Genomic DNA, 13,561 nt, shown 5'->3' on the forward strand with positions numbered 1-13,561 from the left:
TCCTTTTTGATCTCTTCTCTCAGGCCCTTGCCGGCCCACTTCCAGGGTATCTGATTTCATGGACGCCTCGGCGCTACTCGATTCGCTCAACTCCGATCAGCGCGATGCGGTCGGTGCACCGCAGGGCAACATGCTGGTGCTGGCCGGTGCCGGTTCCGGCAAGACCCGTGTACTGGTCCATCGCATTGCCTGGCTGATGGAGGTCGACGGCCTGTCGCCCTGGTCGATTCTGGCCGTGACCTTCACCAACAAGGCCGCCCGCGAGATGCGTTCGCGGCTGGAGACGCTGTTAAAGGTCTCGCCGCGCGGCATGTGGGTCGGCACCTTCCACTCCATCGCTCATCGGCTGCTGCGCACCCACTGGCAGGATGCCGGGCTGCCCGAGCATTTCCAGATCATCGACAGCGATGATCAGCTGCGTCTGGTCAAGCGGCTGCTGCGCGATCACAACATCGATGATGAGCGCTACCCGGCCAAGCAGGTGCAGTACTTCATCGGCGGCTGCAAGGAAGAAGGCATGCGCCCGGGCGACATCGACGCCTACGGCGATGCCTACATGCAGCAGATGGTGGATCTCTATGAGCTCTATCATCTGGCCTGCGAGCGCGGCGGGCTGGTCGATTTCGGCGAGCTTTTGCTGCGTTCGCTGGAGCTTTTACGCGATACGCCGCGGCTTTTGCAGCACTACCGCGAGCGCTTTCAGCACCTGCTGGTCGATGAGTTTCAGGACACCAACACGCTGCAGTATGCCTGGCTCAAGCTGCTGGCCGGTGATCGCGCCTGCCTGACCGCGGTGGGGGATGATGACCAGTCGATCTACGGCTGGCGTGGCGCGAAGGTCGAGAATCTGGCCCGTTTTCGTGATGAATTTCATGACACGCGCCTGGTGCGCCTTGAGCGCAACTACCGCTCGACCAGTGCCATTCTGGAAGCCGCCAACGCCCTGATTCGTCATAACGCCGGGCGCATGGGCAAGGAGCTCTGGACCGACGTCGCCGAGGGCGAGCGCATCTCCCTTTATGGTGGTTTCAACGATCTGGATGAGGCGCGCTTCATTGTCGATACCATCGCCGCCCAGGTGCGCGAGAAGGATCGCGCCCGGCGCGACATTGCCATTCTCTATCGCTCCAACGCCCAGTCGCGGGTGCTGGAGGAGTCACTGATTCGCCAGGGCGTGCCCTATCGCATCTACGGCGGTCAGCGCTTTTATGAACGCCTCGAGATCAAGAACGCGCTGGCCTATCTGAGGCTGCTGGTCTCGCGCGATGACGATGCCTCGCTGGAGCGCGTGATCAACGTGCCCGCGCGCGGTATCGGCACCCGCAGCGTCGAGCTGCTGCGTGCCTACGCCCGCGATGAAGGTGTGTCGCTGTGGCAGGCGTTGAACGATGCCCCCACGAAAGGGCTTTTGAAGGGCAAGGCCGCCTCGAGCGTGACCACCTTCAGCAATCTGATCGAGCAGCTCGACAACGACACCGCGGGTCTGGCCCTTCACGAGATGATCGATCATGTGATCATCCAGACCGGGCTGATCGAGCATCACCGCGCCGAGAAGGGCGAAAAGGGCCAGGCGCGGGTCGAAAACCTGGAGGAGCTGGTCAGCGCGGCGAAGGCCTATACTCAGGGCAATCCCTTTGATCCGATGAGTGATCGTGAGGGCGATACGCTTGGTACCTTTCTGGCCGAAGCGGCGCTCAACTCCGGCGAGCACGAGGCCGATGAGTTCGAGGATGCGGTACAGATGATGACCCTGCACTCGGCGAAGGGGCTGGAGTTCCCGGTCGTGTTTGTCGCCGGCATGGAAGAGGGCCTCTTTCCGCACAAGATGTCGCTGGAAGAACCCGGTCGTCTCGAGGAGGAGCGCAGGCTCTGCTACGTCGGCATTACGCGTGCGATGGAGAAGCTTTATCTGACCCATGCCGAATCGCGTCGCCTGCATGGCAAGGAGACCTTCCAGCGGCCGTCACGCTTTCTGCGCGAGCTGCCGGAAAACCTGGTGGAAGAGGTGCGCCTGCGCGGACAGATTTCACGTCCGGTGACCACGCGCAATACCAGCATGCGTCAGGAGCAGGTGGACGGTGGCGACGAGCTGCCCACCCTGTCGCTGGGCCAGCGGGTCAGCCATCCGGTCTTTGGTGAGGGTGTGGTGATCAATGCCGAAGGCCAGGGCCAGCGGGCGCGGGTGCATGTCAGCTTTGAGGAAGATGGTGACAAGTGGCTGGTACTGGGCTTTGCCAAACTGGTACCGCTGGGCTGACTGTCTCGAGAGACGCCGCATGGCGGTTTATACGCAAGAGCATGTGTCATCAAAGTGTCATTACCGTGGGCGATGCTTGTGCCAACATGGCGGTGCCAGGCAACGCCCTTGATCGGTGAACGGAGTCAGCATGGACATTACCAACGACCCTCACAGTCAGCATATTTCACGTCAGTTCAACCAGGAGCTGGAGTCCTTGAAGACTCAGCTGCTGGCCATGGGGGGACTGGTAGAGCAACAGATCAACGATGTCATCATGGCCCTGCTGGAAGGCGATTTCGAAAGCGCCGAGCGCGTGCGTGACAACGACCGGGAGGTCAACACCTTCCAGCTCGAAATCGATGATGAATGTACCCACATTCTCGCCCGTCGACAGCCCACGGCCTCCGATCTGCGGCTGGTGCTGGCCGTCACGCGGGCCACTTCCGATCTGGAACGCATGGGTGATGAGGCCAACAAGATCGCCCGTCATGCCCTGAGTCTGATCGAGGAAGGACTGACCAGCCGCGGCTTTACCGAGATTCGCCATATCAGCACCCGCGTGCGTGACATGGTGCGTCACGCCCTGACCGCCTTTGCCCGCATGGATGTGCCCATGGCCCGCGAGGTGCTGGGCGAGGACGAGATCGTCGATCAGGACTATCAGACCGCCATGCGCTCGCTGGTGACCTTCATGATGGAAGATCCCCGCTCGATTGGCTCGGTGCTCAACGTCATGTGGATTCTGCGCTCGCTGGAGCGTATCGGTGATCACGCCGACAATCTGGCCGAGTCCGTGGTGTATCTGGTCGAGGGCGACGATATCCGTCATGCCAACAACATCCAGCCATCGCGCAACAGCGCTCCGAAGACATAAGATCGACACCGGGGTACAAGCCGCTCCTTTTTGCTGCCCGTTTGCCACCATCGCGCTGGCAAACGGGTATGTTAGTCTGCCTGTCCAAACCTTCCTGATGACTGGATAATCCCTTAATGGTGTATGCCGTCTCCGCGCTGGGGCGCGGTCTCTCCATGGTGCTCTCGCCCGGGCTTCGACGTTATGTCGTGATCCCGCTGCTGGCCAATCTGGCCATTTATGCCACGCTTTTTACCCTGGTCATCCAGCGCTTTTCGGGCTGGGTCAACTACTGGATGGCCAGCATCCCGGGGTGGCTTGCCTGGCTTGAATGGTTGATCTGGCCACTCGTGGTGCTGTGTCTGTTAATCGTGCTGGCCTTCAGCTTTACCGTAGTGGCCAACCTGGTCGCTTCACCCTTCTACGGCTTTCTGGCGGACAACGTGGAACGGCGCCTTTCCGGACAACAGGAGAGCATCGACAACCGCTCCCTCTGGCGTCAGGGAATTGACAGCCTGAAGCGCGAGCTGCAAAAGCTCGGCTGGATGGCCCCCCGGGTACTGCTGCTGGTACTGATCGGGTTTGTGCCCGTGCTCCATATCGCCGCGCCGCTGTGCTGGGCACTGTTTTCCATCTGGAGCATGGCGATCCAGTATCTGGACTACCCGATGGACAACAACGGGGTCAGCTTTGGCGACATGAAAAAACGCCTGAGCGCGCGCTGGTGGCCCACATTGACCTTTGGCGGCGTGGTCTCGGCGTTGATCTGGATTCCGATTGTTAACCTTTTGATCATGCCGGCGGCCGTTGCGGCCGGCGTCATGATGTGGCGCCGTCATTACATGGCATTGCCATCGTCCGGAGAGGCGACGCGATAGATGTCGTGGCCTCGACACGGTGACCGGACGGGCAGCGCGCCGGCACCGCGCGGGCTTGTAACCTTGCGTAACTCGTGATACGAAGCGTGTCTGCGCGCCCGTACGGTGACCCGTGTCGTATGGCGTCTCATGGACCCTGATCACCGTCGTGATGGAACCCCGCATGTCAAAACTTCTCCTCACCGCAGCGGCCCTGGCCCTGCTGCTGGCAGGCTGTGCCTCAAAGCCTTCGCCGGCACCGGCGCCCATGGTCGATACCGATGCCATCGATCGCATCTTCAGCAACGTGCCGGTCATTGACGATACGACCCCGCCCCGGCGCTACAGTCCGGCGCAGGGTGCGGCGCTCGAGCGTCGCAGCGGCTATCGGGTGGACCGCTCGGTGTCATCACGCGGCCAGAATCAGCGCATTCGTTTTCTGGTGCTGCACTACACCGGCGGTGACGATACCGCAGCCTTCAGGGCGCTGACCGGTGCCAGCGTGAGCGCCCATTACCTTGTCACGGCCACGCCCGGTGAGTATCAGAACCAGCCGGTCGTCATGCAGCTGGTGGACGAGGATCGCCGCGCCTGGCATGCCGGCGTGAGCAGCTGGGGGGACCGCGTCAATCTCAACGATACCTCCATCGGTATCGAGATCGTCAATCGCGGCCACTACAACTCGCCTGACGGGCTGGTCTGGGATCCCTACTCCCGTGCCCAGATCGAGCTGGTCACCGCGCTGACCCGCGACATCGTTGATCGCTACAACATTGCGCCGGAAAATGTGCTGGGTCACAGTGATATTGCCCCGGGTCGCAAGGTGGATCCGGGCCCGTTCTTTCCCTGGCAGCGACTTCATGAGGCCGGCGTGGGGGCATGGCCCGAGCGGCATGTCGTTACGCGCTATCAACGCGAGCTGAGCGCTTCGCCGCTGTCCATGACGCAGTTGCAACGCGCGCTCGGGCTCTGGGGCTATTCGGTGGCCGTGACCGGCACCTATGACGAGCCGACCCGCAAGGCGCTGGGCGCCTTCCAGATGCACTTTCGACCGGCGGATACGCGAGGCAACGTTGATGTGGAAAGTCAGGCCATCCTGCTGGCGCTGCTCGAGCGCTATCACGGTCTGACGGATGTGCGTGCCGTTCGGCAGTAGGGTTGTAAGGACACGGACAGCGCCTGCGAATCAGGCAGGCGTCGTTTCCAGACGGGTGGCCGGAAAGATACAGCGAAAGCAGGCGCCCTCGCCGGGTCGGCTGACGATGTCGAGATGGGCGTCATGGCGCAGCAGCACATGCTTGACGATGGCCAGTCCCAGCCCGGTGCCACCGCTGGCCACCGAGCGACTCTTGTCGACCCGGTAAAAGCGCTCGGTCAGCCGAGGCAGGTGTTCGGGTGAAATCCCCTCACCGTTATCGATGACTTCAACGGCCGCCCCTTCCTTGCCCCAGCCGCGATAGCGGATGGTGATATGACAGCCCGGCGGGGTATAGCGCACGGCGTTGTAGATCAGGTTGGACAGCGCACTCCTGAGCTCTTCGATATCGCCAAACAGGCGGCGTGTCTCCTCGAGCCGGCAGGTGATCTCGTGACTGCCGGCGGAGAGTTCCTGCCCATCCTCGGCAATCTGTTCGCACAGCGCTGCCATGTCGATCGAGCGCTCGGTATGCTGGCGCTCGCTGGTTTCCAGCCGCGACAGGGTCAGAAGGTCCTCGACCAGATGCTGCATGCGCACGGTCTGTTCCTGCATGCGATTGAGACCACGCTTGAACGAGCCGGGGAGTGCCTCATCGTTGTCCTGCCAGGTCTCGACATAGCCGGTCAGTACCGTGAGCGGCGTGCGCAGTTCGTGGGAGACATTGGCAACGAAATCGCGCCGGGTCTGTTCCAGACGCTGCAGACGCGTCACGTCACGGATGATCAAGAGACGTTCGTCATCGCCAAAGCGGGTGATCTGACACGACAGGGTGCGCGCCTCGTTGGTGGGCGCACCGATCGTGATCGGTTCGCTGTAATCCATGCGGCGAAAATAGCGGATAAAGGCAGGGTCACGCAGGTAGTTGGTCAGGTGATGGCCGCGATCATGACGATTGTCCAGCCCGATCAGGCGCTCGGCAGCGCTGTTCCACCAGTCCAGACAGCCGCGTGAATCGAGCATCACCACCCCTTCGCTCATCGACTCGGCCGATTCCTGAACACGCTTTAATACCGAGCGCAGGCGGTTTTGCAGCTGCTGCTGACCCTTTTGATAGCGATAGAGCCGGTCAAAGAGATCGCCCCAGACGCCCTCGCCATCGGGCGGTCGCTGGTCCACCGGGGCTTCCAGCCAGCGGTAGAGCCTTTTGAGATGGCGCAGGGTAAAGGCCAGATGAATCCCCAGCCCCAGGGCAATCCCCCACCCCGGATAGCCCAGCAGCGTACCCAGAATACCGAAGCAGACGACCAGATAGGCCAGGCGCCAGAGTTCATTGAGCCAGTAATGCATGCGTTTTACCGCGACGAGAAACGATAGCCGGTACCCCGGACGGTCTGCACCAGGTGTTGATGGGCGTCGCCCAGCACCTTGCGCAGCCGGCGGATATGCACATCCACCGTACGCTCCTCGACATAGACGTTGCCGCCCCAGACCTGATCGAGCAGCTGGGTGCGGGTGTAGGCCCGCTCCTGATGGGTCATGAAAAACTGCAGGAGGCGATATTCGGTCGGCCCGATCTCCAGTGCCCGGCCATCCACGCTGACCCGGTGACTGACCGGGTCCAGCAGCAGACCGCCGACCTCGACCGTCTCTTCCACGCCTGCCGGTGTGGTACGTCGCAGTACCGCCTTGAGCCGGGCGATCAGCTCGCGCGGTGAAAAGGGCTTGGTAATGTAATCATCGGCGCCGCTTTCCAGCCCCTGCACCTTGTTGTCTTCCTCGCTGCGCGCCGTCAACAGCACGATGGGAATATCACGGGTGGTGGATTCACGCTTGAGGCGGCGGGCGAGATCAATGCCGCTGATCCCCGGCAGCATCCAGTCCAGTAAAATCAGATCGGGACGCTCATCGACGACCAGTTCATGAGCGGTTTTGGCATCTTCCGCCTCGAGAATGCGAAAATCCGCCATCTCGAGTGCCATGGCAATCATTTCACGAATCGGCGCTTCATCATCGACGATCAGAACAGTTCTGGACATGAATGGCTTCCCCTGCCGGATAACGGGCCGGGACGATGGGCGCTATCTTGCGCCGTTGGTCGTCCCCGTCACATGATCGTCATTCAAACGTCTTCATATGACAACTTTATGACAGGCGCCCCGGGTATGACACTCCCCGATGTCGAGTATTAGGCCTGCCAGGTGGCCAGCGCGATACCGGCAAAGAGCAGCACGCCTACCCAGTGATTGTTCAAAAAGGCCTGAAAGCAGCCCTCGCGCGTACGGGTACGGCACAGCGACTGCTGATAGCCAAAAATGATGGCGATGGCGGCAAGCGCGGCCCAGTAGAAGCCATCCAGCCCGGCAAGCTTGCCCACCACCGCCAGCAGCAGTACCACCAGCACCTGCAGCGCGCCCTGGATGACCAGATCAAAACGGCCGAACAGGACGGCGGTCGACTTGATGCCGATTTTCAGGTCATCGTCACGATCGACCATCGCATACCAGGTGTCATAGACCAGCGTCCAGCCGATATTGGCAAAAAAGAGCCACCAGGCCACGGCCGGCACGTGGCCCTGCTCGGCGCCGAAGGCCATCGGAATGCTCCAGCCAAAGGCCGCCCCCAGCACCACCTGCGGAAAATGGGTGTAGCGCTTCATGAACGGGTAGCTGGCGGCCAGCACCGCGCCGCCCAGGGACAGGGCAATGGTAAAGGGATTGGTAAAGCAGACCAGCACGAAGGCGATCACCAGCAGCGCACCAAACAGGATCAGCGCCTCACGTGCGCTGATGCGCCCGGTGGCCAGCGGCCGGTCATGGGTACGCTTGACGTGGGCATCGAAGTGGCGGTCGGCGTAGTCGTTGATCACGCACCCGGCCGCGCGCATGACATAGACCCCGGCGATGAAGATGATCAGGTTGTGTCGTGTGGGAAGGCCGTCGCCGGCCAGCCACAGTGCGGCCAGCGTCGGCCACATTAAAAGCCAGGTGCCGATGGGACGATCAAGGCGCATCAGGCGCAAAAAGTCGGGGAGGCGAGCGAGGGGCGACGGCATCGTCGGGGCTCCAGTCAGCGTAAAACCACGAGTCTACCCGAAATGGCACTGCGTCGAGCCATCCATCCGTGATGCTGGCTGGTAGCGGGAAAAACGTTCGTGTACGAAATACTCCTGCACCAGCAGTGGAGCGCGATCGGGTCCCAGGGTGAAAAGCGATCGCCGACCCCAGCTTGTGGGCAGTGCCAGAAAACCGGGCGCTGACCAGGCCATCTCGATAGGTGAACGCTGCACGATGGATTTCTGTGGTGCGCGAGCACCTCTGGCAAAGAGCTGATGGCCGAGGGCCCGGGTGCCGAGCCCGGCCACCCATGGGGGACAACCCCTGAGCGCCATGACCGAGCGTGCCGCCACCAGCACGTCACCGCCGGCTTCAAGGGTAACTTCACGTCGCCAGATCCGCTGCCCGGCCGGCAACCCCAGCCTTTTTAGCTCATCAAAGCGAGCGCGCCCCGGCCCCTGGGCATGAAGACTTACCGTAATGGGGGCACCTGCCAGGTGCGCCAGACGCATCGTGAGCGAATCGCGTGAGCAGATCAGGGTTCTGAATGGGCCATCGAGCCATAGCCCGGCAAGCGCAGCCGGTTGCCAGTGCGGCGGCAAAGAGGAAGATTGGGAGCATTCGGGCATGTATGAGACATCCGCAAAGAGGGCCATCAGGTATATTTTTGTACCCGAAGGGTAAAAATATCATCCATTAGGAAGGATATACGCTCCAAAGTGCCATTTTGTGCAGTTTTGGCTGGCGTGAAGCAGGGCGGCGTTGCTAGTCTAGGCCCGTCGAACAGTGTTCGCCCTGCATGGCTGGCCTCATGGCGCTGGTGCAGGGCAATGAGCGACCCTTCGCACACCTCTTGCAGTGTGTGAATTCGATATAACAATGGGCGGCACCAAAAATCGCCATGTTATTGCCCAACCAGGAGGCGTTATGCGCAAACCAGAACTCGCCGCGGCCATTGCCGAGCAGGCGGATCTTTCAAAGGACAAGGCAGGTCAGGTACTCAACGTCGTTCTCGACGAGATTACCCGCAGTGTTGCCAAGGGCGAAGATGTCACGCTGATCGGTTTTGGCACCTTCACCGTGCGCGAGCGTGCTGCACGTACCGGCAAGAACCCGCAGACCGGCAAGGAAATCCAGATTCCTGCCAGCAAGAACGTCGCCTTCAAGGCCGGCAAGGGTCTCAAGGACGCCGTTTCCAAGTAATCCTTGTCACAAGGATGACGGCGTTGATATCACCGGCTGCCCCAGGGCAGCCGGTGTTGTATCTGCCCTATGCCGATCGTGCGCGGCGTACGCCTTGCGAGAGTTCGCGCACCAGCGCGTGAACGTCCCGGGTGCCGGCGTCCACGCTGTCGGCCTGCTCGATGCAGCTGATCAGGGCTGACCCCACCACCACGGCATCGGCAAAGCGGCCAATGGCGGCGGCCTGCTCGGCGCTGCGAATGCCAAAGCCCACCGCGATCGGCAGATCGGTATGGGCGCGAATGCGCGTAATCGATTGCTCGACGCCTTCCGGCGTCGGGGCGGCAGCCCCGGTTACACCGGCCACCGAGACGTAATAGATAAAGCCCGAGGTGTTTTCCAGCACCCGCGGCAGACGCTTGTCGTCGGTCGTGGGCGTGGCCAGACGGATGAAGTCGATCCCGGCCCGCGCCGCCGGCAGACACAGCTCGCTGTCATGCTCGGGCGGCAGATCCACCACGATCAGCCCATCGATGCCGGCCTCACTGGCGTCCTTTAAAAACCGCTCGACGCCATAGCGATAGATGGGGTTGTAGTAGCCCATCAGCACGATCGGGGTGTCCTGATCCTCACGACGAAACTCGCGCACCATCTCGAGCGTTTTCTGCTGGGTGTGCTGGCCCTTGAGCGCGCGCAGGGCGGCCTTCTGAATGGCCGGACCGTCGGCCATCGGGTCGGTAAACGGCATGCCCAGCTCAATGATATCGGCTCCGGCCCCGGGCAGCCCCTTGAGGGTATCAAGCGAGGCCTGATAGTTCGGGTCACCGGCCATGGTAAAGGTGACCAGTGCCGCACGATCTTCAGCCTTGAGCGCGTCCAGGCGGCGGGTAATACGTGTGGCCATTATTCGGTCTCCCCGGTCTTTTTTGCCACGTCATGCGGCGGCTGCATGTCATCAATCCGGCCGGGCTCGGCGGCCTCTACCGTGGTGTCCGGCAGCTTGTCGGTATCACCGTGCGCCTCGAGCCAGTTGGCTACGCTTGCCATGTCCTTGTCGCCGCGTCCGCTCATGTTGAGCACGATCAGGTGATCGCCGGGCAGATCAGGGGCGATCTTTCTCAGGTGTGCCAGCGAGTGCGCCGATTCCAGCGCCGGGATGATGCCTTCCAGTTCACAGCACAGCTTGAAGGCCTCGATTGCTTCATGGTCGGTGATCGAGACGTATTCGACGCGTTTCTGGGTATGCAACCAGGCGTGTTCGGGGCCGATGCCGGGATAGTCCAGACCTGCCGACACCGAGTGGGCATCGGTGATCTGGCCGTCATCGCTTTGCAGCAGGAAGGTGCGATTGCCGTGCAGCACGCCCGGCTCGCCGCCGTTGAGACTTGCGGCGTGCTCACCGGTTTCGATGCCGTGGCCGGCCGCTTCCACGCCGATCATGTGAACGCTTTCGTCATCGAGCATCGGGTGGAACAGCCCCATGGCGTTGGAGCCACCGCCGATGCATGCCATCAGCGTGTCCGGCAGGCGCCCTTCCTTCTCGAGAATCTGCTCACGGGTTTCACGACCGATCACCGACTGGAAATCACGCACCATCGCCGGATAGGGGTGCGGACCCGCCACGGTGCCGATCAGATAAAAGGTGGAATCCACGTTGGTAACCCAGTCGCGCAGCGCCTCGTTCATGGCGTCCTTGAGCGTGCCGGTACCGGATTCGACCGGAATCACCTCGGCGCCCAAAAGCTTCATGCGAAACACGTTGGGCTGCTGGCGCTCGATATCGGTGGCGCCCATGTAGATCACGCATTCCATGCCAAAGCGCGCCGCGACCGTGGCGGTGGCCACGCCGTGCATGCCGGCGCCGGTCTCGGCGATGATGCGCTTTTTGCCCATCTTGCGGGCCAGAAGGATCTGGCCGATGCAGTTGTTGATCTTGTGCGCGCCGGTATGGTTGAGGTCCTCGCGCTTGAAGTAGATCTTCGCCCCGCCCAGATGCTCGGTCAGGCGCTCGGCGTAGTACAGCGGTGTCGCACGGCCGATGTAGTCGCGCTGATAGCCTTCAAGTTCCTGACGAAAGGCCTCGTCGGTACGTGACCACTCCCAGGCCTCTTCCAGTTCAAGAATCAGGGGCATCAGGGTTTCGGCCACGAAACGGCCGCCGAAATCGCCGTAGAAACCGTCGGCATCCGGGCCCTTTGAAAAGCGTTTGATTGCATCAGTAGCAGACGACATGGTGATCTCCCTGTCCGTCATGAAGGTCGGTCATGGAGGCACGAACTCAAAAAACGGGTATCGATGGCTCCATTGATGATGGCCCTATCCTGGCAGCTTGCAGCGCGGTATAACATCGATAATTAAGCCACGACCGTTGAGAAAAACTCACATCGCCATGCCGGAATCGCTACCGCCGCTGAATGCCCTGAAAGCCTTTGAAGCCGCCGCCCGGCTGGGTAGTGTCACTGCCGCCGCGCAGGAGCTGAGTGTCACCCACGGCGCCGTCAGTCGCCAGATTCGTGCGCTGGAGGCACACCTCAATACGTCACTGTTCGAGCGCGCCGGCCGCGGACTGGTGCTGACCCGTCACGGCCGCCAGCTTCATACCGGCGTCAGCGAGGCCTTTGCCGGCCTGCGCGAGAGCTGCCGCGCCCTGAGCCGCGAGATCGAGGGCGCGCCCTTTACGCTGGCCTGCCCGGGCAGCCTGCTGGCGCGCTGGCTGATCCCGCGGCTGGACCGACTGCATCGGGAACTGCCCGCCCTCAGGCTCAATGTCATGGCCAGCGATGGGGCACCGGATACGCGAGGCGGCGATATCAGCGCGGCGCTGGCCTTTATCGCCCCACCCTGGCCTGCGGAGATGGAAGTGATCGAGATCGCCGCCGAGACCATCGGCGCCGTGGCCGCCCCCGGCATTGCTGCGCGGCTGGCCGGTCGCCCGGCCGCGGCGCTGCTCAAGGAGACCATTCTGGAAACCACCTCGCGCCCCCAGGCCTGGCCACAGTGGGCCGAGGCAACAGACATGGATGGCGGACAGCTGAAGCTGGCGCGTGACGCCGGACAGCGCTTTGAGCATCTCTACTATCTGATCGAGGCAGCGCTGGCGGGGCTGGGGGTGGCGATCGCGCCGCGGCTGGTCATCGAGGGCGATCTGAAAAGCGGTCGGCTGGTGGCGCCCTGGGGGTTTGTCGATACCGATGCCCGCCTGTGTCTGCTGCTCGCCCGTGGAGCACCGCGCCAGAGCGGTGAGGCGCTTGCGGCATGGCTGCGTCACGAGCTGATGACACCGGCGTGAGCCTTGAGCGTCATTGAGCAATAACGTTCAAGCCCGCAGGTGTCGATTCCCGTTAGGCTTTTGGGATAACGCTTTGGGACCAGAGTCCGGGGAGAGCCACCATGCGCCGCGCGTTCGAATTTCAGTTTTTCAGCAGTCGGCATGTGCCGACGCTCAAGGTGCTCAGCGCCTCGATCAATGATTTTCGCTACGACCGCCATGCCCACACCGAATACGCCTTTGGCGTGACGCTGGCCGGGCGGCAGGATTTTTTCAGCGCCGGCACCTATCATCGCAATCCGCCGGGCAGCGTGATCTTTTTCAACCCCGAACAGCCCCATGACGGCGAGTCCGGCGGTGATCACCGTCTGGACTACGTCATGACCTACGTCTCTCCCGAGACGCTGGCGCCGCTTTTTGCAGCTGCCGCAGGCCATCAGCATGCCGGCAGGCTTTCAAGTCCTCAAACGCTGATCACGGATCCGGTGTTGCGCGATGCCATCGTGGCGCTGACGCGGCTGGTCAGGGAAAACGTCGGCAGCCGTATCGATCAGGAACATCTGCTGCAACAGATCGCCACAAGGATGGTGCAGCGCGCCGGACGCTATCAGAGGATGGCTCCGGCGAGCACGCGTCCCGATGTGCTGCTGACGCGCGCCTGCGACTACGTCCGCGCCCATCTGGAGGAGGAGCTCTCGCTTGAGCGCATCAGCGCTGCCGCGAACCTCTCCCGCTATCACTTTCTGCGTCTTTTTCGCCGTCAGTTCGGCATGACCCCGCATCAGTACGTCATCAGCTGTCGCATCGATGCCGCGCGCGGTGCACTGGAGCAGGGCGCCACGCCCGGCGAGGTGGCGCTGCGCTACGGCTTTGCCGATCACAGTCACTTCAATCGGCGCTTCAAGCGCATCCACGGCGTCACGCCCTTTCAATATCAGCAAAGCCTCGCCCACTGATCCGGAACCCATTTC

The 13,561-nt window shown here is 62.1% G+C and carries 13 protein-coding genes; 7 read left to right on the forward strand and 6 right to left on the reverse strand.

Going from position 1 to position 13,561, the window contains the following annotated elements:
• The first annotated feature begins 58 nt into the window (after nt 1-58).
• The 4 genes from uvrD to IE123_RS06740 all read left to right on the forward strand — a co-directional run bounded on the left by uvrD (nt 59) and on the right by IE123_RS06740 (nt 5,105).
• On the forward strand, nt 59-2,257 hold the full coding sequence (uvrD, locus tag IE123_RS06725) for a DNA helicase II (RefSeq protein WP_189516404.1): 2,199 nt from the start codon (nt 59-61) through the stop codon (nt 2,255-2,257).
• A 130-nt stretch (nt 2,258-2,387) separates the two neighbouring features.
• Nucleotides 2,388-3,113, forward strand: a complete 726-nt coding sequence (gene phoU / locus IE123_RS06730; protein WP_189516406.1) for a phosphate signaling complex protein PhoU — start codon at nt 2,388-2,390, stop codon at nt 3,111-3,113.
• A gap of 116 nt (nt 3,114-3,229) precedes the next feature.
• A complete protein-coding gene (gene cysZ / locus IE123_RS06735; protein ID WP_189516408.1) occupies nt 3,230-3,970 on the forward strand; it encodes a sulfate transporter CysZ in 741 nt (246 codons plus the stop codon).
• Nucleotides 3,971-4,133: 163 nt separating this feature from the next.
• Complete coding sequence (locus IE123_RS06740; RefSeq protein ID WP_189516410.1) at nt 4,134-5,105, forward strand: N-acetylmuramoyl-L-alanine amidase; 972 nt, start codon at nt 4,134-4,136, stop codon at nt 5,103-5,105.
• Nucleotides 5,106-5,135: 30 nt separating this feature from the next.
• Here IE123_RS06740 and phoR read toward each other — a convergent pair whose 3' ends face one another.
• The 4 genes from phoR to IE123_RS06760 all read right to left on the reverse strand — a co-directional run bounded on the left by phoR (nt 5,136) and on the right by IE123_RS06760 (nt 8,769).
• Nucleotides 5,136-6,434, reverse strand: a complete 1,299-nt coding sequence (phoR, locus tag IE123_RS06745; RefSeq protein WP_189516412.1) for a phosphate regulon sensor histidine kinase PhoR — start codon at nt 6,432-6,434, stop codon at nt 5,136-5,138.
• Nucleotides 6,435-6,439: 5 nt separating this feature from the next.
• On the reverse strand, nt 6,440-7,123 hold the full coding sequence (phoB, locus tag IE123_RS06750; protein WP_115854157.1) for a phosphate regulon transcriptional regulator PhoB: 684 nt from the start codon (nt 7,121-7,123) through the stop codon (nt 6,440-6,442).
• Nucleotides 7,124-7,272: 149 nt separating this feature from the next.
• On the reverse strand, nt 7,273-8,139 hold the full coding sequence (gene ubiA, locus IE123_RS06755; RefSeq protein WP_189516414.1) for a 4-hydroxybenzoate octaprenyltransferase: 867 nt from the start codon (nt 8,137-8,139) through the stop codon (nt 7,273-7,275).
• Between the two features lie 33 nt (nt 8,140-8,172).
• Nucleotides 8,173-8,769 (reverse strand): chorismate--pyruvate lyase family protein, encoded by a 597-nt coding sequence (locus IE123_RS06760; RefSeq protein ID WP_189516416.1) that lies wholly within the window; start codon nt 8,767-8,769, stop codon nt 8,173-8,175.
• Between the two features lie 250 nt (nt 8,770-9,019).
• Here IE123_RS06760 and IE123_RS06765 point away from each other — a divergent pair, with 250 nt between their 5' ends.
• Nucleotides 9,020-9,343 (forward strand): HU family DNA-binding protein, encoded by a 324-nt coding sequence (locus IE123_RS06765; RefSeq protein ID WP_189516418.1) that lies wholly within the window; start codon nt 9,020-9,022, stop codon nt 9,341-9,343.
• 67 nt (nt 9,344-9,410) lie between these two features.
• On the opposite strand, the gene trpA is transcribed toward IE123_RS06765, so the two are convergent.
• Nucleotides 9,411-10,226: a tryptophan synthase subunit alpha gene (trpA, locus tag IE123_RS06770; protein WP_189516420.1), complete on the reverse strand. Its 816-nt coding sequence runs from the start codon at nt 10,224-10,226 to the stop codon at nt 9,411-9,413.
• Nucleotides 10,226-11,554: a tryptophan synthase subunit beta gene (gene trpB, locus IE123_RS06775; protein ID WP_189516422.1), complete on the reverse strand. Its 1,329-nt coding sequence runs from the start codon at nt 11,552-11,554 to the stop codon at nt 10,226-10,228. The genes trpA and trpB overlap by 1 nt, the downstream gene beginning before the upstream one ends.
• A 157-nt stretch (nt 11,555-11,711) precedes the next feature.
• On the opposite strand from trpB, the gene IE123_RS06780 reads away from it, so the two are divergent.
• Together IE123_RS06780 and IE123_RS06785 are read left to right on the forward strand one after the other, a co-directional pair.
• A complete protein-coding gene (locus IE123_RS06780; protein WP_189517851.1) occupies nt 11,712-12,611 on the forward strand; it encodes a LysR family transcriptional regulator in 900 nt (299 codons plus the stop codon).
• Nucleotides 12,612-12,712: 101 nt separating this feature from the next.
• A complete protein-coding gene (locus IE123_RS06785) occupies nt 12,713-13,546 on the forward strand; it encodes an AraC family transcriptional regulator (RefSeq protein ID WP_189516424.1) in 834 nt (277 codons plus the stop codon).
• Nucleotides 13,547-13,561: the final 15 nt, after the last annotated feature.

This window comes from Kushneria pakistanensis, assembly GCF_014652795.1.
GTDB classification, from domain to species: Bacteria; Pseudomonadota; Gammaproteobacteria; order Pseudomonadales; family Halomonadaceae; genus Kushneria; species Kushneria pakistanensis.